17 protein-coding genes are annotated in these 20162 nt (G+C 58.4%); 6 read left to right on the top strand and 11 right to left on the bottom strand.

All coding sequences use genetic code 11. The annotated features are described in order from the left end of the window. The first annotated feature begins 85 nt into the window (after window positions 1-85). Window positions 86-1030, top strand: a complete 945-nt coding sequence (locus QA648_RS25405; protein ID WP_283054165.1) for a polysaccharide pyruvyl transferase family protein — start codon at window positions 86-88, stop codon at window positions 1028-1030. A 12-nt stretch (window positions 1031-1042) separates the two neighbouring features. Here the strand turns inward: QA648_RS25405 and QA648_RS25400 are convergent, their stop codons facing one another. Continuing rightward, the gene (locus QA648_RS25400; protein WP_260305033.1) at window positions 1043-2053 is read right to left on the bottom strand and encodes a glycosyltransferase family 2 protein; all 1011 of its coding nucleotides are present in this window, start codon (window positions 2051-2053) and stop codon (window positions 1043-1045) included. Between the two features lie 87 nt (window positions 2054-2140). After that, window positions 2141-2431, bottom strand: a complete 291-nt coding sequence (locus QA648_RS25395; RefSeq protein ID WP_260305034.1) for an exopolysaccharide production repressor protein — start codon at window positions 2429-2431, stop codon at window positions 2141-2143. A gap of 749 nt (window positions 2432-3180) precedes the next feature. Between QA648_RS25395 and QA648_RS25390 the strand changes: the two genes are divergently transcribed. From QA648_RS25390 to QA648_RS25375, 4 genes are all read left to right on the top strand, one after another. Beyond that, entirely contained in the window at window positions 3181-3861 is a 681-nt protein-coding gene (locus tag QA648_RS25390) for a sugar transferase (protein WP_260305035.1), read from the top strand. Window positions 3862-4026: 165 nt separating this feature from the next. Next, on the top strand, window positions 4027-5217 hold the full coding sequence (locus tag QA648_RS25385) for a polysaccharide biosynthesis/export family protein (protein WP_283054268.1): 1191 nt from the start codon (window positions 4027-4029) through the stop codon (window positions 5215-5217). A 9-nt stretch (window positions 5218-5226) separates the two neighbouring features. Further along, window positions 5227-6519: an O-antigen ligase gene (locus QA648_RS25380; protein ID WP_260305036.1), complete on the top strand. Its 1293-nt coding sequence runs from the start codon at window positions 5227-5229 to the stop codon at window positions 6517-6519. Beyond that, window positions 6516-7517 (top strand): acyltransferase, encoded by a 1002-nt coding sequence (locus QA648_RS25375; protein ID WP_283054164.1) that lies wholly within the window; start codon window positions 6516-6518, stop codon window positions 7515-7517. The genes QA648_RS25380 and QA648_RS25375 overlap by 4 nt, the downstream gene beginning before the upstream one ends. Window positions 7518-7733: 216 nt before the next feature. On the opposite strand, the gene QA648_RS25370 is transcribed toward QA648_RS25375, so the two are convergent. From QA648_RS25370 to QA648_RS25350, 5 genes are all read right to left on the bottom strand, one after another. Continuing rightward, the gene (locus QA648_RS25370; protein ID WP_104826629.1) at window positions 7734-8705 is read right to left on the bottom strand and encodes an ABC transporter permease; all 972 of its coding nucleotides are present in this window, start codon (window positions 8703-8705) and stop codon (window positions 7734-7736) included. 39 nt (window positions 8706-8744) lie between these two features. Then, entirely contained in the window at window positions 8745-10295 is a 1551-nt protein-coding gene (locus QA648_RS25365) for a sugar ABC transporter ATP-binding protein (RefSeq protein ID WP_283054163.1), read from the bottom strand. Window positions 10296-10397: 102 nt separating this feature from the next. Beyond that, entirely contained in the window at window positions 10398-11387 is a 990-nt protein-coding gene (locus QA648_RS25360; RefSeq protein ID WP_104826631.1) for an ABC transporter substrate-binding protein, read from the bottom strand. 214 nt (window positions 11388-11601) lie between these two features. Further along, entirely contained in the window at window positions 11602-12621 is a 1020-nt protein-coding gene (locus QA648_RS25355) for an aldo/keto reductase (RefSeq protein ID WP_283054162.1), read from the bottom strand. Between the two features lie 33 nt (window positions 12622-12654). Next, window positions 12655-14160, bottom strand: coding sequence for an altronate dehydratase family protein (locus QA648_RS25350; RefSeq protein ID WP_283054161.1), 1506 nt, complete (start codon window positions 14158-14160; stop codon window positions 12655-12657). 252 nt (window positions 14161-14412) lie between these two features. Between QA648_RS25350 and QA648_RS25345 the strand changes: the two genes are divergently transcribed. After that, window positions 14413-15339, top strand: coding sequence for a GntR family transcriptional regulator (locus QA648_RS25345; RefSeq protein WP_283054160.1), 927 nt, complete (start codon window positions 14413-14415; stop codon window positions 15337-15339). A gap of 63 nt (window positions 15340-15402) precedes the next feature. Here the strand turns inward: QA648_RS25345 and QA648_RS25340 are convergent, their stop codons facing one another. From QA648_RS25340 to QA648_RS25325, 4 genes are all read right to left on the bottom strand, one after another. Continuing rightward, complete coding sequence (locus tag QA648_RS25340; protein ID WP_311319463.1) at window positions 15403-15963, bottom strand: response regulator transcription factor; 561 nt, start codon at window positions 15961-15963, stop codon at window positions 15403-15405. Window positions 15964-16449: 486 nt separating this feature from the next. After that, the gene (locus tag QA648_RS25335; RefSeq protein WP_283054159.1) at window positions 16450-17157 is read right to left on the bottom strand and encodes a Crp/Fnr family transcriptional regulator; all 708 of its coding nucleotides are present in this window, start codon (window positions 17155-17157) and stop codon (window positions 16450-16452) included. A 233-nt stretch (window positions 17158-17390) separates the two neighbouring features. Beyond that, window positions 17391-18656: a polysaccharide pyruvyl transferase family protein gene (locus QA648_RS25330; RefSeq protein WP_283054158.1), complete on the bottom strand. Its 1266-nt coding sequence runs from the start codon at window positions 18654-18656 to the stop codon at window positions 17391-17393. After that, complete coding sequence (locus tag QA648_RS25325) at window positions 18653-20089, bottom strand: O-antigen ligase family protein (protein ID WP_283054157.1); 1437 nt, start codon at window positions 20087-20089, stop codon at window positions 18653-18655. Before QA648_RS25325 ends, QA648_RS25330 begins: the two co-directional genes overlap by 4 nt. Window positions 20090-20162 lie beyond the last annotated feature (73 nt).

The raw sequence follows: 20162 nt of genomic DNA, 5'->3' as shown, positions 1-20162 counted from the left end.
TCGCACCTGCAGCAAAGCTGTCCATACCTGTTACTGAAGAGCCAACGTATGTTCAGCTATTATCTACATCACCAAGGAGACCTGCATGAAGCCGTTCCACTGGGAATCCACCCATGGTAATTTCGGTGACGATCTCAATCTCTGGCTCTGGGATTTCCTGCTTCCCGGCCTGCGCGACGTTCATAAAGAAACACTGCTGGTCGGTGTCGGAACCGTACTCAACACCCTGATCCTGCCGCTCGACGGCCACAAGCTCGTGATTGGCAGCGGCTTCGGCTACGGCTCGCTTCCCGACATGAGCGACAGGACCAAGTGGGATATCCGCAGCGTTCGCGGCCCGCTGACGGCGGAAAAGGTAGGCCTTCCGCAGGACATGGGCGTCATCGATCCGGCCGTGATGGTGACCGAAATGCCGGAATTCAAAAACCTGCCGAAAAGTAATCGCCGCACCTTCGTCCCGCATTGGGAGTCGGCGGCAGCGGGCCTATGGCCGGAGATCTGCAAGACCGTCGGCCTCTCCTATCTCGACCCCCGCGGCGAGGCCAAGGCCGTGATCCGCGAGATTGCGACCTCCGAGCTGATTGTCGCCGAGTCCATGCATGGCGCAATCCTGGCCGATGCCTTCCGGGTACCGTGGATCGCCGTCAGTACGTCACGGGCGATCAATAGCTTCAAGTGGAACGACTGGGCTCGCTCGCTCGGCGTCACCTATGCGCCAAAACACATTCCGGTTTCCACCCGCGCGGAAGCGATTGCCAAGGGTGCCCGGTTCTGGGGCGTCGGTTTCGAACGGGACGAGCACGCCACCGAAGAGCTGGAGAAGCACCGGCATGGGGGAACGGTGGTCCTTGCCGATCCCGAACAGACCCGCCTCAGGGTGATGGCGAAGCAGGCGCTTGCCGTGCCCTCGGCGCTCGCGCTTTGGCAGGCCAGCAAGGCGAAGCCGCAATTGAGCGCCGACGCCGCCCTTGCCAGCCGCAAGCAACGCTTCTTCGACGTTATCGAAGGCGTGCGCCGCGACTACTTCTGATAGCGAGAAGCATTATTCAGGAGCGGCCTGCAGCAGATAGCGCAGGCCGTTCGTTCCCGAATGCGCGATCGGCACCCCGCCGCCCTTCCGGAAACGTTCCGTTTTGTCGGCAAGAATGCCGCCGGCAATGGCCGGAATGGCGGTGGGCTTGCCCAATGCGTAAGAGGCGGCCGCTGCCAGGCCCGATTGTCCCTTGATATCGAGAAAGCGCCGCAGCTCATAGCGGCTGCGAACATGCTGCTCATGGCGGCGGATGGCGGCTGCGTCGGCCGGGGAAAGCCCGCCGGCTGACAGGATCGCCCGATCGGCTTGGTAAAGCCGATGCAGATCCTCGGTGCGATGCTGGCCGCTCAGGGAGTTGCTGCGCACCACTGCGCCATAGCCGCAGCTATGGATGACCTTGTAGCGTGCAGCCTTTGCAAGCGCCCGTACGTAGAGATCGTAGTCCTCACCGAGGCGCAGGGCTTCGTTGTAGCGCAGGCCATGAGCATCCAAAAACGATCGGCGCATCAACGGCTTCAGGAAGCCGATCTCGCCGCGCCGGACGCCGCGCTTGGAAATGTTGCCTTCGACAAAGGCGACCAGATCGAGAAAACGCGGCTTCGGATCGAAATGATCGAGCATTGTAATCGCATCGGGAACCGTATCGGCATTGACGAAAGCGATGTTGTCAGCGACGAAATCCCAATCGTCGCTTGCGAGCAACGGCTTGAACCGCCCTGGAAAAAAGAAATCATCGGCATCGAGGATGCTGATCAGGGGAGCGCGCGAAACCTCGATCGCATGGTTGCGTGCTGCCGCTGGGCCGCGATTTTTCTCGAATTCATGGATGATCAGACGCCCGCTGCCGTCGTCCGCGAGGCCGGCGGAGGCGGCGGTGCCATCTATCGAGCCATCGTCGATAACAACGACTTCTGCCACTTCGGGCTCGCGAAGTGCAGAAGCGACGGCAAGGCCAATGGTGTCGCTGGCATTCTTCGCGGCAATAATTACACAGACATTGTTTTCGGCACTGTCAGTCACATCAGCCTCCATTATTCCGCGGGAGACTTAGGACGACATCAGCCATAGGCAAGCACGTCACCGTCAAAAGATCCGCTGGCGGCGACCTCAGGGGTTGAAGCGTTCGGAGCGATTGAGATTTGAAGCGTGTAGGCCGGTGACCTTTTCGTCATCACGCAACGATGTGGCAGCCGTGTTTTGACGCAGCAATGCCTGTCGCGCAGTCCGCTCCTTCCATACGAGGAAGAGGATGCCAATAAAGTAACCGATCTGCAGTAGCACGGCGCAAATTACCGTTTCGACCAACGTGGTCGAAAAAGAATGCGTCAGGAAGTAGGTCGCGATGGCAAATACCGCCAGGGCGCCGAGCATGCTGATGAAAACGCGTGGCGCATACATGGCGTTACCTCGCGCACACAGTCATCAGGAAAAGAGCGATCAAGGCCTTGCCTCCCTTAATAAGACCCACAAGCCAAATATATTTAATGAATCTTTTAGATTCAACTAAATGACCGCGGTCCGTTTACGATTTTGAACGAATACGACTTTAGCGCATCACCTGTTAAAACTACTCCTCCATAATACGTGCAATTGCAGCCCATATGTTTTCTCTTTCTCCATATTTCTTATTAAAGTTGTCCAGTTTGTAAATATATACAATTTTAATGACCTTAGTGATCGGACGCGGCCGAGCCAGAATTTAATCAATTCAATCAACTTTTATTACAAAGTTCGGCCGTCGCGAGCGGCAATATGTGCGCCGCAATATGGTGTTGCAACGCAATATTTTCGGTGAAAAATCAAGATTGCGCATGAACGCTCAAGAGTGAGCAAAGCCTATTCCAACAAGACCGGATGAACAAATCCGCGCTATAGCCGTTAACATTCTCTCCCATCGCCATCCGTAACGTAAGATGCGCATTTTTTAGCCGTCTATACAATACATTCTTTAGTATAAATATTATATAAGGAATGTCTAAACTTAAGAAATCTAATGCATCGGGGGTAAAACCCGACCCCGATTCCGTGTCGCCACAAAAATTTGGCTTAAAAAATCATAATCGCCACCTACACTCCTCACTGCATAGCCCTAACTAGGCGACCGAGACATTTCCGACCAATTCGCCAACATGAATGGAGTCATCTCTATGAAGTCTGCGACGAGATCGGCCACATCGGCTTTTTTCAGCGCTCCGGAACGTGACGTCTTTCCGCCAACAGGTGGATTCTTGAAGAGGACGTTCGACGTCACCACTGCATTAACGGCGCTGATTTTCATCAGCCCCATCTTCCTTATGCTTATGCTCCTGGTAAAGCTTTCGGATCGGGGTCCCGTTTTTTACGGACATCGCCGCATCGGACACAACGGCAAGACCTTCCGTTGCCTGAAGTTCCGTACCATGGTCGTCGATGGCGACAAGGTTCTGAAGGCCTATCTGCAGGCCAATCCCAGAGCAATGGAAGAATGGCGTGCAACACGCAAACTGCAGGACGACCCCCGCGTCACCCTTGTCGGCGCGGTGCTTCGCAAACTCAGCCTCGACGAGCTGCCGCAGCTTATCAATATCATTCGCGGTGAAATGAGCGTCGTCGGCCCGCGTCCTGTCGTCGAAGACGAACTGGAGCTCTACGAACACGCAGCGATCTACTACCTCCAATCCCGCCCGGGCCTGACAGGCCTCTGGCAGGTGAGCGGTCGTAACGACGTGTCCTATGCCAGCCGTGTTGCCTTCGACACCCACTACGTCAAGAACTGGTCTCTGAGCAGCGACGTGGTCATCATCGCCAAAACCATTCCCGCGGTCTGCCTATCGCGTGGCAGCTACTGATGGCGAACGCAGATACCGCAGCGAAGCGCCTGCGGTTTTCCCGCAAGTGCGGGCTGCATCCAATAACTGGAAAGATCCTGCATGATTGAAATTCAGTCTCCTGGTAAGTCCGTTGGCACGGCTACACCTTTTCGTTGCGCAGCTCTTATGCTTCTCAGCCTCTGCATGCTGTCGGGTAATGCCGGTGCCGATAATCTTCCGGGATATCACCTGGGAGTCATGGACAAGCTGCACATTCGCGTTGCCGAATGGCAGACGGCGGAGGGCTCGGTCCGCGATTGGTCGATGATATCAGGTGATTACACCGTCGGCCCCTCCGGCTCGGTTTCCATCCCCTTCATCGGTGACATGCCGGCCAGCGGCAAGACGACGGACGAAATCGCCGAAGCGATCGGCGTCGGGCTGCAAAAACAATTCGGCCTGCGCGATCGCCCCTCGGCTTCCGTAGAGCTTTCGCAATTCCGGCCCATCTATCTCACCGGCGAGGTTCAGAATCCGGGCCAATATCCTTTCGTGCCCAACCTCACTGTCCTTAAGGCGGTCAGTCTTGGCGGCGGCCTGCACCGCGCCGATGCCGGCCAGCGCTTTGCCCGGGACTACATCAATGCCAAGGGCGATGCCGTCGTCCTCATGGCCGAGCGTGGACGCCTGTTGATCCGCAAGGCGCGTCTTCTGGCAGAAGTCGCCGGCAAAGATCAGATCGATGTTCCGCCGGAGCTGCAGAAATTGCCACAATCGGCCGACCTGCTCGCCAGCGAAGAAGCCCTGATGAAAACGCGCGGCGAGCGCATGAAGACGCAGTTGCAGGCGCTGGCAGACTTGAAGGTGCTGCTGCAAAGCGAAGTCGAGGCGCTGGGGAAGAAGACCGATACGCTAAGCCGCCAGCTCGACCTGGCCAAGGCGGACCGCGACAAGGTCGAAAGTTTGGCCGAAAGAGGGTTGGAACTTGCCTCCCGCAGGATTTCGGCCGAACAGCGCGCCTCCGACGTGGAGACCAACCTGCTGGATACCGACACGGCATCGCTGAATGCCAAGCAGAGCATCAGCAAGGCCGACCAGGATGAAAATACGCTGCGCAACGACTGGCAAAATTCGCTCGCGCAGGATTTGCAGGACACCGATACCCAATTGGAAACACTGCAACTCAAGCTCTCCACCAGCCAGGCATTGATGCAGGAAGCGGTCGCGCAATCGGCCGATGCCAGCAATCTCGATGCCAACGGGCATAGCGTCAATATCGTCTATGCCATCGTGCGGGATGATAACGGGCAGCCGAAGGAAATTCCGGCCGATGAGAACACCCAGGTCCTGCCTGGCGACCTCATCAAGGTCAGCGCCGGTCTTGCCATGCGTTAAGGAGGGTCGATGCAGATCGCGAAATCGACCTTTATTCGTCCAGGGAGCAACGCCACCTACGGTATGGTGGCGGTTGCGCTCTCTTTCTTCGTCTTCGCTTATTCCTCCCGCTTCGGGCAGGCCTCTATTCTTGCCTACTATGGCCTCTGGTTTCCGCTGGTCCTGATCGGCTATCGCAGCACGCTCGGCAACTATCAAAAGCAGCTCTGGCTCTTCGCCTTCGGCGTGTTTACCTGCCTGTCGATCTTCTGGTCTGCCGTGCCATCCATTACGGCACGCGCTGCGATCCAGTACATGACGCACATCATCTGCGCATTGATCGCCATGCGCACGCTGGATATTCGCACTCTCACACGCGGCGGGATTGCCGGCGTGGGCCTCGTGCTGCTCTATTCGATCCTCTTCGGCTATTACGCCTATGACCCGCTCGACGGCACCTACAGCTTCGTCGGCGCCTTCGACTCGAAGAACCAGCTCGGCTTCTACGCCTCGCTCGGCATTTATTTCGCCTTCGCCGCCGTCTTCATCCTCGGCGAGCGCCGCATCTGGCTGCTGGGCGGTGGCATTGCCGGCCTGCTGTCCGCCTATTGCCTGCTCGCCTCGCAATCGGCGACCTCGGTTTTGACCACAGGCTTGGTCGTCGTGCTCAGTATCGGCATGCGGGGCATCCTGTTCCTGTCGCCTCGGCAGCGTAAGAGGCTCTTTGTCGTTTTGGCCGTAACCGGTTTGGCGGTCGCTGTCGCCGGTGTCAATTTCGGTGGCGTTGACCTCGTCCTCGGTGCCTTCGGTAAGGACTCGACGCTGACGGGTCGCACCTATTTGTGGCAACAGGGCATCGAAGCAATCTGGCAGCATCCCTTCTTCGGCGTCGGCTACCAAGCCTATTGGGTACAGGGCTTTTCAGAGCCGGAGCGCTTGTGGGACGAATTCTACATCGCCTCTCGCGCTGGCTTCCATTTCCACAACACCTTCATCGAAACGACCGTCGAGACCGGCCTGATCGGCGTCTGCCTGCTCATCGCGATCCTGCTCACCGCCGTCATCGGCCATATCAAGCGGTTCCTGAGCGACATTAGAAATGATGAATCCTATGTTCTGCTCGGCGTTGCGACGCTGCTTCTGATCCGCGCCTTCGTCGAGATCGACATTCTCAATCCATACCATGTCGGCTCATTCCTGTTTTACTTCACCGCGGGCAAGCTGACGATGAAGACGCGGGCGCCGAAGGCCGCCCCGCTCATTCCCGACGATCGGATGGAGTTTACGCCATCGATGAATTGGGAGCCGCGGATCAGCAGATGAAGACCCTCTACGGCATTCAATATCTGCGCGGCTTTGCCGCTCTCGCCGTGGTCCTGTTCCACGCCGCAGAGCGCACCGGCAGCCATTTCCGCATTGGAGCGGCTGGCGTCGACGTCTTTTTCGTCATCAGCGGTTTCATCATGTGGACGATGAGCGAGCGCCGGCCGGTGACGCCATTGCGTTTCCTGCTCGATCGCTTGCAGCGCATCGCCCCGTCTTACTGGATCGTCACCAGCATCATGATCGCGGGTGGGCTTGCCGGCCTGTTTCCGAATATGAAGCTGACGGCCGGGCATGTCTTAGGCTCGCTGTTCTTCATCCCCGTGCGCTCGCCGAGCAATGGAGAGATCTGGCCGGTTCTCGTGCAGGGATGGACGTTGAATTTCGAGATGTTCTTCTACGTCATCTTCGCCGCGACCTTGCTGTTGTCGCGCCGTCTGCAGCTTGCCAGCATGGCCGGCGTCTTCCTTGCGTTCGTCATCGCCGGCAACATTTTCAATCCGCAATCCTCCCTGTTTATCACCTATACGCAGCCAATCATCCTTGAGTTCGTCGCCGGTGCAGTCCTTGGCCGGCTGTGGCTAGCGGGGAGGACGCCGGGCGCCGGCCTTGGCCTTGCCTTGGCGATCGCCGCGTTGTCGGGTTTTGCCGCCATCGAGCTTATCGGCCTCGACTTCAATGAAGTGACATGCGCACCGCTCGCCGTGGCGCTCGTGCTTGGCGTGGTATCGCTGGAGAGAAGCGGTAAGCTGCCAAATATTCCGCTGCTCACCTATCTCGGCAACAGCTCCTATTCGATCTATCTCTGGCACACGCTGGCGATCTCGGTGGTCATCAAAATGGTTGCATCCACGCAGATGCCCTACGACGTCGCGACGTTCCTCGGCGTCATCTCGGGTACCTTACTCGGCATCTGCGCCTACGAAGCGGTCGAAAAGCCGCTCCGCAATCTGTTGAGGAACTTGAGCTGGCAAAGGTCACGCCCATCGCCGGCGTGATCGATGCTCAAACCTTGGTCTCGATCTGATGCCGGATGTCATTCGCTAGGGGATGCAAATCCCTCGATGTCGAGGGGCCGACGAGGCTATAGCCATGCCGTCGCTCGCCCAGGTGACGCCGGTAGCCGCATCTTCGAAATGTTTGACCACGTGATGCCAACGTGAATCGGCGAGCCATTTCGGCCCGCCGACATCGTCATTCGATTTTGATAGTCCTCAGAGACGCCGCCGCCGCAACTGATCGAAATAGACGATCACGATGATCAGCACGCCGGTGATGATGCGCTGCCAGAAGGAATTCAGGTTCAGCAGGTTGGCGCCGTTGTTGATGGTGGCGAGGATGAAGGCGCCGATCAGTGGGCCGTAGACGGAGCCGACGGCGCCGAAAAGGCTGGTGCCGCCGATGACCGAAGAGGCGATTGCCTGCAATTCCCAGCCATCCGCCTGCGTCGCATTGCCGATGGCGATGCGCGAGGCGAGCAGGACACCGACGAAAGCGGCGCAGGTGCCTGACAGAATATAGGCGAGGTAGATCATCCAGGTGACGTTGACGCCGGAGAGGCGCGCGGCTTCGCGGTTCGAACCGACGGCGAAGAGATAGCGGCCCCAGCGGCTGAGATGCAGGAAGATGAAAGCCGGTATCGCCACGAGGATGACCATCCAGAACAGGCTCGGAATCCCCAAGAAATCGGCGACGGCGAAATTGGTGAAATCGTCGTTGACGATATTGATCGTCGAGCCGTTGGTGATGAGCAGGCCGATGCCGCGCAGGGACGTCAATGTCGCCAGCGTGATGATGAACGGCGGCAGGCCCATGCGGACGATGCCGAAGGCGTGGAATGCGCCGATCAGCACGCCGAAAGCCAGCGTAATGAGAATGGCGGCGGAAACCGGAAATCCGGCCTGCAGCAGCCAGGCGATGATAACGGTGCAGAAGCCGACAATGGCGCCGACGGATAGGTCGATGCCCGCCGTGATGATGACGAAGGTCTGGCCGAGGGCCAGGATCGCCGTCATCGAGCCCTGGCGCATCAGGTTGGTGATGTTGAGCGGCGTCCAGAATTTGTCTGTCCAAAAGCCCAGGACGACCCAAAGAGCAAGTAGAAGAAGGATCAGCGTCAAGCTGAAGAGGATATTCATCTTGCGCCGCGGTGCGACGGTGGGGCCTTCTGTAGTATTGGCGGCCATTGTTGTTCTCCCTCTTTCTATCCTTATCTTATGTGTCGTTCAGACGCCGATCGCCTCGCCGAGGACTTCCTCATGCGTGGCAGCGTGAAAATCATGGCTGGCGACGAGCTGGCCGCGGCGGAAGACATGGAGCCGGTCGGCGAGCTCGTAGACTTCCGGTAGGTAGGACGAGATGACGATGATGCCCGCGCCACCCCGCAAGAGCTTGGCGAACAACCGGTAGATCTCCGCCTTGGTGCCGACATCGACGCCCACGGTCGGCTCATCGAAAATGAAGAGCTTGGCGCCGTGGCTGAGCCACTTGCCAATGACGACCTTCTGCTGGTTGCCGCCGGACATGGCCGAAACGAGAACCCGCCGGCTCGGCGTCTTGATGCTGAGATCGCGTATCTGCCGATCGGCATTGGCCGCTTCGCTGCTATTGTTGATGATCGGCCCCTGGCTCAGTCGCTTAAACACCGGCAGGTTGATGTTGAGTCCGATCGGCAGGTTGAGGCAAAGCCCCTGATCGCGGCGGCTTTCCGGCGCGAGCGCAATGCCGAGGTCCATGGCATCCCGCTCGCTGCGAATATCGACCTTCCGGCCCTGCCAGTAGATCTCGCCCGCAGACAGTGGCTGACGGCCGTAAAGCCCAAGCGCGAATTCGCTGCGGCCGGCGCCGATCAAGCCATAGAGCCCGACGATCTCGCCGGCCCGGACGCTCAGGGAGACATTTTCAAAGCCGGGGCCGGAGAGACCGCGGGTTTCCAGGATGGTCTCGCCGATCGGAATCTCTTCCTTATGATAGATCTGCTCGATCGAGCGGTTGATCATCAGCTTGATCAACTCGTCCTCATTGGTCTCGCCGACCGCGCGCGTGCCGACATGGGTGCCGTCACGCAGGACCGAGACACGGTCCGCCAATTCGAAGACCTCTTCCATACGGTGGCTGATATAGACGATGGTGACGCCCTCGGCCTGCAGGCGGCGGATCAGCTTGAAGAGCTGCGCGGATTCTTTGCGGGTAAGGTAAGCCGTCGGCTCGTCGAAGATCAGGAATTGGGTACCGCGCATTGCGGCGCGGGCGGTGGCTACGAGCTGCTGCTGGCCGATGGTGAGCGAGCTTAGCAGCGCGGCTGCCGGCAGGCCAAAGCCAAGATCGTCAAGCACGGTCTGCGCCAGCTTCTCCATCTGCTTCTTGCGCATCAGCCCTAAGCGATTGACCTCGTCGCCGAGAAAAAGATTGGCCGCGACGGTCAGATGGGGGCAGAGCACCACCTCCTGATGCACGGCATTGATGCCGCGGGCGATCGCCTCGTTCGGATTGGAAAGTCCGACCGGATGACCGCACCAGAATATTTCACCCGCCGTCCTGGTGATGACACCGGTCAGGAGTTTGATAAGTGTCGACTTGCCGGCGCCGTTTTCGCCGACGATGGCGTGGATTTCGCCCGCCAGAAAGGTGATCGTCGCGGGCTTCAGCGCCTCGACATAGCCATAGCGCTTCTGCAGCCCCCTGAGTTCGAGGATGGGCGAACCCGCCGGAACGCGGTTTGCTTCCGTCCGGATATTGTCATCGTGTCGATGACTGATCTCTTCGAGGTTCGTCATGGCTCTCCTCCCTTAACCGATCACTCGCTCCGTTCGTCTCCGCAAACGAAGCTGGAATGAAAACAGGCCGCGCCCGGCCTCCCAGGCGCGGCCCTCAGCTCGTTACTTGACCTTCGGATTGATCAGGGCGTCGATCTTCGGATCGCTCATATTCGCCTTGGTCACGAGGTTTGCGCCGGTGTCGACATTAGCCTCGACCTTTTCCTTCTTGGAGGCGGCTAGCGCCGTCTTGATGCCGTCATAACCCATACGATAAGGGTCCTGGACGACGAGGCCGGCGAGAACGCCGGACTTCAGGAAGCCGACGGTCTTGTCGTCATTGTCGAAGCCGATGACCTTGATCTTGTCGCCGAGCTTGTTTTCGGCAATCGCTTGGCCGACGCCCTGCGCCATGATCAGGTTCGAGGCGAAGACGCCGACAAGCTTCGGATTGGCCGTGATCAGGTCGGTCATGATGTTGAGGCCGGTCGTGGCCTGACCGTCGGCATATTTATCGGCGACGACCTTCAGGCCAGGATACTTGCTCTTGATCTCGTCCAGAAAGCCCTGGCGGCGCTGATCGAGTGAGCCGACACCCGGCAGGCTGGTGATGATGGCGACTTCGCCTTCTTCCTTGCCGGTCATACCCTTGATCGCTGCGGCAAGACCGTCAGCGGCGATGCGTCCGCCGGCCGTATTGTCGGTCGTCAGGAAGGATACGAAGGCTTTGGAATCGGCGGCCGAGTCGATACCGACCACTGGCACGGACTTCGCGGCCTCATCCACCGGCTTGCCGAGTGCTTTGCGTTCGGTCGGCGCGATAACGACGGCTGCCGGTTTGCCGGCAACGGCGTTTTCGAGAATGCTGATCTGACCGTTGATGTCGGATTCCGACTGGGCGCCGAGTTCCGGCACCTTGACGCCAAGATCCTTGCCCGCCTGGCGAGCGCCGGCAAGAACGATCTGCCAGTAGAAGGATGTCGTATCCTTGACGATGATCGGGATGGTCACATCGGCCGCGAAGGATTGCACCGGCATGGCGACGGCAATGATCGCCGCGCCGGCAAGACCGGCAAAAGTGCGGCGGGACAGAAGGGATTTGGCGATGTTCATTGATTTCTCCTCTCAACGCGCTCTGCTCCTGCACACCGGCCGTTGAACGCTTGCGGCTCGGTATCGTGAGCCCTGACGGGCTCACGCATCGCGGAGATGTTTGTTGCGCAATCCTCATATTTTTCGGGACCACGCGGTACCATCCACGCCAAAACAGGCTTTCCTCCTCCTCGGAGCCGCCTCTCGCGGCGGCCCGATAGCTCCTTATTCTTTTTCAAACCCGGACAGCTTCGTCTCCCAAGGGTGGCGCGACCAGGGTCAATCCTTCGAATTCCGCATAGAGGCTGGCCGGAAGCTCAGGCTCCACGAGCTGCATATTGCGGATGAGACTTTCCGGTTTCGCTGTGCCGATCAGCACCGAAGCCACGGACGGATGGCGAAGCGGAAACTGTATTGCCGGTGCGGCAAGCGGCAGGCCATGGCGCTGGGCGATATCTTCCATCGCCTTGACCTGGGCCAAAACGTCCGTTGTCGCCGGAAGATAATCGAAATGCGCGCCGGGCACGGGGCCGGTCGCAAGAATGCCGGAATTGAAGACGCCGCCAACCACAAGCGACGTGCCTTTCCTCTCGCAGAGCGGCAGCAGCTCAGCCACCGCCGAACGGTCGAGTAGGGTATAGCGGCCAGCGAGCAGGATACAGTCGATGTCCGCCTCACGCATGACGTCGAGGCAGATCGGTACCTCATTGACGCCGAGACCATAAGCCTTGATCGCGCCCGAGGACTTCAGCTCCTCCAATGCCTTCAGCCCGGAGCCCAGGAACTGGCCGAGATGGTGCTCATTCAGCGCCTTGCCATGGGTGTAGCCGCCGATATCGTGAACGTAGAGAATGTCGATGCGGTTGAGGCCGAGGCGGGCATAGCTGAAGTCGACCGACCGCATGATGCCGTCATAGGAATAATCATAATCCGCATCGAAGGGCAGGGGGTCGACATAGCCGTAGTTCGGGACCTTGTCGCTCGCAACCGGCCGCATCAGCCGCCCGACCTTGGTCGAAAGGACATAGCTGTCTTCCGGCTGGTCGCGCAGGAAATCGCCGACGCGGCGTTCACCGAGACCGAAGCCGTACCAAGGCGCAACATCGAAATAGCGGATACCGCTATCCCACGCCGCCTGCAGGGTGTTCATGGCCTGGTCACGTGGGCAGGTGCGGTAAAGACCGCCGAGCGCTGCGGCCCCGAAACTGAATTCGGTGACCTCCAGGCTTGTCCTGCCGATTCTTCTCCTCTTCATCACCTCTCCCTTGTGATGGCATGCATTACCTATTTAAAGCGTCGCTCCGAGGTGCCAGGGAACGAACTCGTTGTCGCCATAGCCGAAGGTTTCGCTTTTCGTCTTCTTGCCCGACGCAATCTCGATGATCAGTTCGAAGATCTCGCGGCCTTTGCCCGATATCGTCGCCTCGCCAGTGGCTATGGTACCGCAATCGATATCCATGTCCTCTTCCATAGATCGGTAAAGCGCCGAATTGCTCGACAGCTTGAACGAAGGCGCTGGGCGAGAGCCAAAACAACTGCCGCGACCTGTCGTGAAGGCGATCATATTCGCTCCGCCTGCCACCTGGCCGGTTGCCGAAACTGGATCATAACCGGGCGTGTCCATAAAGACGAGGCCATGGTCCGTTACCCGTTCGGCGTAGCTGTAAACGGCTGTCAGGGGCGAGCGACCGCCTTTGGCCACAGCGCCGAGCGACTTTTCCAGAATGGTCGTAAGCCCGCCGCGCTTGTTGCCGGGTGAGGGATTATTATCGAGCGAGGCGCCGTGCATGGCGACATATTTTTCCCACCAGTCGATTTTCGCATCGAGTTTGGCGGCGACCGCGTCGCTGATCGCGCGGCTGCGCAGCAAATGCTCCGCACCGTAGATTTCCGAGGTCTCCGACAGGATTGCCGTGCCGCCCGCAGCCGCCAGCAAATCGGCGGCAGCACCCAGCGCCGGATTGGCGGTGATGCCAGAGAAACCATCGGAGCCACCGCATTGCAGGCCGACGATGATCTCGCTGATCGAGATGGGCTCGCGGCGAGCCTGACCGACTTCCTCAGCGATCTCCTTCAGGACACCCATGGCGAGCGCCACGGCGCGGCGCGAGCCACCGGCATCCTGAATGTTGAAATGCCGCTTGCTGGCGCCGGCGCCGCTCTGGCCATAAAGCGTGAGCTGGTTGACCTCGCAGCCGAGGCCGATCATCAGCACGCCACCAAAATTCACATGACGGGTGTAGCCGGCAAGCGTGCGATGCAGCGTCTGCATGCCGTCGCCGGTCGAACTCATGCCACAACCCTGGTCGTGGACGATCGGCACGAAACCATCGATGCCGTCATAATGGGGCAGGAGCGTCCGGTTTGCCTCTTCTGCAATGGCGCGGCAAACCGTGGTGGAACAGTTCACACTGGCAATGATGCCGATATAGTTGCGCGTTGCCGCCCGGCCGTCGGCACGGCGAAAGCCCATGAACGTCCGAGCCTTGTCGGCCTCAGTTGCTGCTTCCGGCGCCGCGTTGGCGGTCGCAGCAAGGCGGTCATTTTCGAAGTGAAGGTTATGGCTGTGGACATGATCGCCAGCCTTGACCTCGGCTGTCGTGCGGCCAATCGCTTGGCCGTATTTCACGACGGGCATGCCGATGGCGATGTCTTGAATGGCGAACTTATGGCCGGGATCGATCTTGTCGCGTGTCACAACCCCATTGGCGACCGTAGCACCAGCCGCAATCGCCGCCGTCGCCACCGCAACATTGTCGCCTTCCGACAGAAGGATCCAAGGTTGGCTGTTCAATGTCCTCTCCCTGAACAATCTTGTTTTTCGGCATTGGCTTGGGGACCATTGCCGATTGATTTTGTTTTTTATCTACAATAAACATTTTGGTGTCAACGAGGAAATCGCTCACCAACCTGGGAGGAGGTCGGGCGCGACAGGAGAGGACACAATCGCGGCGCATCCGGCGGCATTCCCGAATTTGACTGCCACTCGATCATGGGTCAGACATCGCCGTCGACGTGGGGCCGCGGACTATAAAAGAGGGGGAAAATGGCGAGACAAAACACGCTCTTCAAGGATGCGTATAATCGCTATGTCGCCGGACTGAAGCTGGACGCCGCCTTGCCGACCGAGCCTGAAATCGCTGCCGAACTTGGCATTAGCCGCAGCACGGCGCGCGCCATTCTGCTGCGTCTAAGTGACGCTGGCATCATCCGCTGGAACAAGCGGCAGAAGACCGTGCTGCGTCAGCCGACCGAAGCCGATTTCTTTCCGGAAGAAGAGACCAATTCGCTGCACGACATCATCGAACGCAGCTTCATGCTGCGCATCCTCTCCGACGAAGCGCAGCCCGGAATGCAGATCAACGAATTGGAACTGGCGCGCGAGATCGGCACGGGAACGTCTGTCGTGCGCGAATTCCTCATCCGCTTCAGCCGCTTCGGTCTGATCGAAAAGCGACCGAACAGTCATTGGATCCTGAAGGGGTTTACCAGCGAATTCGCTCTGGAGCTTGCCGAGGTGCGCGAAATGTTCGAGCTGCATTCGGCTGCCGAGTTCGGGCGCCTGCCGGCAGGACATCCGGCCTGGACCGCTCTGGCGGCCATCAAGCAAGAGCACTATGACTTGCAAGAGGATTTCGAGGCGCGTTATCGCGATTTCTCGCAGCTCGACGAGCGCTTTCACCTTCTCATCCATCGCGCCTCGAACAACCGCTTCATCGCCGATTTCTACGACGCGATCGCCATCGTTTTTCACTATCACTATCAGTGGAACAAGGCCTTCGCCCGAGAGCGCAATGCGCGCGCCATCACCGAACATCTCGATTATATCGAGGCGTTGCAATCCCGCGATCCGGAGTGGATCGACAGGGCTTGCCGTACCCATCTTGCCTCAGCGCGACAGACGCTGCTGCAATCCATTCCGCAGAATGCAAGCGAGGCTGCAGGTTCAAGCATTCCGAATATTCGAGGTTAAAAAGTATTTCGCCAGCGCCGCGTTTAAACGGCACCGGCGAAGCTTATTGGCACAAAGCTGATACTATCTCACGAATTCCCTGATCTTGTAGGCGACTTCCGTCCGGTTCGTCGCATTCAGTTTCTTCATGATATTGCGGATGTGTACTTTGACCGTGCTTTCGCAAAGGTCCATTTCATAGGCGATAATCTTGTTGGCCTTGCCGCGCCGAAGAGCTTCGGCGACGACGACTTCACGCGGCGTAAACAGACTGTCGGCGCAGCGTGTTCCGCTGGTTACAGAGGCGATGACCTCCTTGGCAGCGAGAATGCTGCTGGCCGGCACGAACACGCCGCCTGCACGGGCGAGCGCTACGGCTTCGGCGGCGACATTGATTCCGACGCTGGTCGGGATGTAACCGCGAGCGCCGCATTCCAGCGCTTTGAGAAGTTGCGCAAGTTCGTCGCTCTCAGCCCCGACAATAACGGGGCTTGCCTTGAACCTCTCCGCAAGGGCGGAGATCTTATCGCAGACGTCTGCATCCGAAACCTTGCGTCCGCCGATCATGAAAAGAATTGCGGACGGTTCGCTCTGCATACGGCGCTTCTGCCATTCTTCGAATGATCCGACGGTGACGATATTCATGCTTTCGTCATATTCCGTCAGGCTCCGGGACAGGCATTCCCTGTCCAAAGCTCGGGCATCGATTAGGAGAAGATAGTCCTCGCATTCGTCGGTACTTACCGCGCCTGCCGCGGTGAAAGCCCGCAATGAATCCGACGCGCGGACTGAAATAAGACGGGTTGCTGTTTCTGTCCCAAATTTCTCATTCGCTAAAGACTGCCTGTCCATGGCCGTTACTCCTTACTCCACACTTGGCCTCTATTCTTCAGAATCCATATGAGTAGGTATTATTTCAAAGTAACTGAATAGATATACCGAACCAAACCGATAAATTTCGTGTTGACTCATAGCATTCCTCCTGTCCTTGAAATGTAACTTACCTGATCACAAGAAGGATAATCGCTGATTCTATTTAGTCGGACATTAACATATGTTAATAAAGTCTAAAAATATTCGCCTCACGATTGTTATCGACTTGAAATAACGCGAGCGCGCTCGCGCCGGACTTTAAATCATATGCGGCGTGAAATAGGTTTCGTCGAAATCGACGAGTTCCGCGAGCTTGTGGCGGTCGAGAAATTCGACGATGCCATTGCGGAACGACAAAAGTCCGCCCAACCTCATATCCCTGAGGACGCGGTTGATATGTACCGTCGACAGGCCGACGGCATCGCCGATATCGGCTTGCGTCAGCGGGCATTCGAAACCATCGAAGTTCGGCTTTAGCCGCGACGGACCAAGCCGGGTCGCCAGCTCGAGCAGCAGGTGGCCAGTGCGCTCCAGAGCGTCACGGCGGCCGATATTGGCGAGCCGCTCGGACATGCGCGCCTGCCGCCGCATCATCTCGGTGAGTACGATGCGATAGAGTCGCGAAGAAACGTCCAGGGTTGTATGGGAGGTGAAATCCGGGAATTCCATGACGGTGACTTTGGAGAGAGCCTGTACCGTCTCGCGCGCCAGTTCTACCGAAGGAGTGGAGATCATGTCACCACGGAGCGCAAACTCGATGACGATGCGCGTGCCGTTCGGCAGCATCTTACTGGAAACCGCCCATCCGCTGACGAGAAAAAGCAGACGCGGCGTATCGTCGTCATAATCGTAGATGGTTTCACCGGGAGCATATGTGCGCGGAATGCCGCCCGTCAGTTCTGATTTCTGACGATATAGATCAGGACTAACAGTCTGTAGACGCCCTATGGAAACCTGCGTTGTCATACGTGCCCCCGAACCAAATACCATATCGGGAAGGTTCTCAATAACCTGTCCCTTGAAGGTATATCACGTTACGTATGGCAAGTATATAGCACGCAACTTTCGGCGTGGCTCGTAGTCTATATTGATTATGTGAATTCTCTTCGAAATCACACGGCGATTAATTTGCCTGTCATATGATTAAAGCATCTAACATCGCTCATTATACATGGTAATTACCCCGGAATTTCTTGGTATTAATTCGATGCCGCCGCGCGATGATCATTTCGTATTACGGAGGACATCTCGGCGGCGATATTCTGATCCCTCCGGGTGAGATTCCGACGCATATCGGCAATTCCAGCTTCTGCCTCGGCCATAATCACCCGATGGTGGTGCGATTCGATTCCTTCCGAATCGGCCGCCCTTAACAATCGAGCAATATCAGATACCGACGTCCCGCTGCCGTTGAGGAAGTAGGACTGCCGGCCAACCGATCGGAAGAAGCCCTCGACCTTCTTGTCCCAGCCCAGCCCGACATGAGGAATCCCCAGGGAATAGGCGGCGATACAGGCATGCAGCCGATGGGCGAGGATGACATTGGCCGACCGCAGGATCCGAATCAGCTCTTCCGGCGCGCGTGGACGCGGGGCGAGCTGCAGCGCGCCGGATAGGGCGAGACGGTGCATCAGGACCTCGTCCATTATTCGTTGGGCGAAGATCTGGTCCTCGCTGGCGCCGTTGCAGAACAAGCACACGCGATATCCATCCTGCACCAACAGTCGAATGAGATCCCGATATTCGGCGATGTCCTGCAGCGGAATGGCAGAGGCCTTCTGGCTGGCATGCCGTTGCAGAATGACCGGCTCCGTCACGCACAGGCCGATGATTGGCCGGCGCTTCGGCGACGCTGGACTGCAATCATCACTGACGAGCGTCCGTGCGAGCAATCCTGGATCGTGAACGATCTTCGCTTCCGGCCCATTAGGAAAGTGCCGGCGCCAACTGTCTTGGGCGAAGCTGTCGCGCACCGAGAGGTGGACGAGATTGGTCTGCTTCAGCCGGCCAAAGAGGCGCGCCGCCGGTGCGGACCAATGGCCGCTGACACCGACTGCATAGATCGCCAATGGCCGATTGTGGCGCCGGACGCTATCGAGCACGGTGCCGACTTTCAGGGGGAAATTGAGATCGTCATCTTGAAAGAGATTGCCGCCGCCAATCACCACCGCATCCGCGGCAGCGATCTTGGCATCCCATCGGCCTCGCAATTTCCGAAGCGAGCGTCCGAGAACATAGCCTACGGCCCAACGTCGTGCGAAGCCGGGCAGCCGGTGCAGCACCTTCAGCGCCTGCTGACGCCGGCCGCTTCCTCCGCTCGTCCCGAAACCTTCCCGTCCGGCGAGATCGATCGTCTCCACCTCGATATGGCCGCCTTCCTTGGTCAGCCCAGCCTCGACGCATTGCGCCAGCAGACCGTCTCCAAGATTTTCGCTGTATTTGACGTTGAATACGACAATCTTCACGGCAATCTCCCGACAATACCAATTTGCCGCATGCGCGCCGCCGGCGCGTCGTGCGCGCGAACCAGAGATGGGACCGTGAGGGCGGAGACGCTGCCTGCGAGAATGTAGAACATCAATCCGAGATCATAGACGGTGCCTGACGTGGCCGCGGACACCAGCACGGTGATGAACCCGGCCTTGGCGGCCCGGGCAACGGCCGCGGCTTCCCGGGATGGCAGGTTCCTCGGCCGGGTATCGGCTTTCAGGATCAGCAGCACGAAGAGCGCAAAGATCAGCGCGCCGGGAATGCCGAGATTGGAAAGCAGCACGAGGCCGAAGCTCGATGCACGCGCGCTGCCCAATCCCGCGCCGAAGCCTTGGGTGTCGATGAATGTCTGATAGGCCATGGAATTCCACATGAAGCGCTCGCGACCGGACTGGCTGTCGGCTTTCGAGAACAGCATCTCGTCGAGGAAGTCGTGCAAGCCGTTGGCAAGATCGGGCATGGCGATCAGGACGAAGAGAATGACAAGCGGCATTGCCGCCATGATGGCGACGATCATAACCGGCCGCCCGGTGCCTGGTTCGTTGCGCGAAGCCAGGAAAGATTGCAGGCAAAGCACCGGCAAGACCAGGCCAAGGCCGACGAGGGCTGTTGCCGATGTCGAGAGGATCAGGGCCACCAGAAGCAGGCCGGCGATAATGCCGGTGGCGCGGGATCTGATGCCGCTTAGCCATAGACTGGCCGTCATTGCAAAAAGTACGAGCGTGAAATCCGCAAAGGCCGACGCTTCAGGAAATGTCCCCGAGATCCGCTTCAGTCCACCTTTCTCGGCATTGGTCAGCAGCGCATAGTTGGCGGTTCGCACGAAACCGAGAAGGAATTCCGTGTGACTGAAATAAGTAATAATGTCAGCAAGGGCGAAGCCGAGATTGACGCTGGCGACCACCAGCATTCCATTGATCAGATTGGTGGGAGTGCCGCCTTTGCGAATGAAGGCAAAAGTGGCCGCAAAGCAGACGAGGCCACCAATCGCATAGACGGATTGGGTGATATTGTTTGACGAAAACTTCAGCGGCACCAGCGAAATGAAGTTGCGCCCGCCTACCGCCCGCTCGACGGTCATCGTCTCCGTCATGCCCTGGAACAGCCGCGGGAAAAAGACGGCTGTTGCCAAGCCGAAGAGGGTCAGCACCAGAAGGCAGAAACCGGGACGCGGCGGCGCCAAGGCAGCAAAAAGCGGTCCTTCGCCATAGGCCAGGAACAAGCGCACGCCGAAGAACAGCAAAAAAAGGCTCGGCACCAGAACCGATGCGCCGCCAAGGCCCGGCACGCTGAAGGCGGCAGCCGCGCCGAACACCGTAGACAGGATCATGACGGTAAACGACCATCGAACGGGCGCAGCCAGCATGGCCACGCCGACGACAAACGTTAGTAAACCCATGAAATTCATATGCCGTCCGCTCCGAAATATCGTCTATTTCATCAGGACAAAAACTATCACGGCGCCGGCTGGCTTGTATTTC

Source organism: Rhizobium sp. CB3171 (genome assembly GCF_029714265.1).
Lineage (GTDB): Bacteria > Pseudomonadota > Alphaproteobacteria > Rhizobiales > Rhizobiaceae > Rhizobium.
This window is presented reverse-complemented; position numbering and strand designations above follow the sequence as displayed.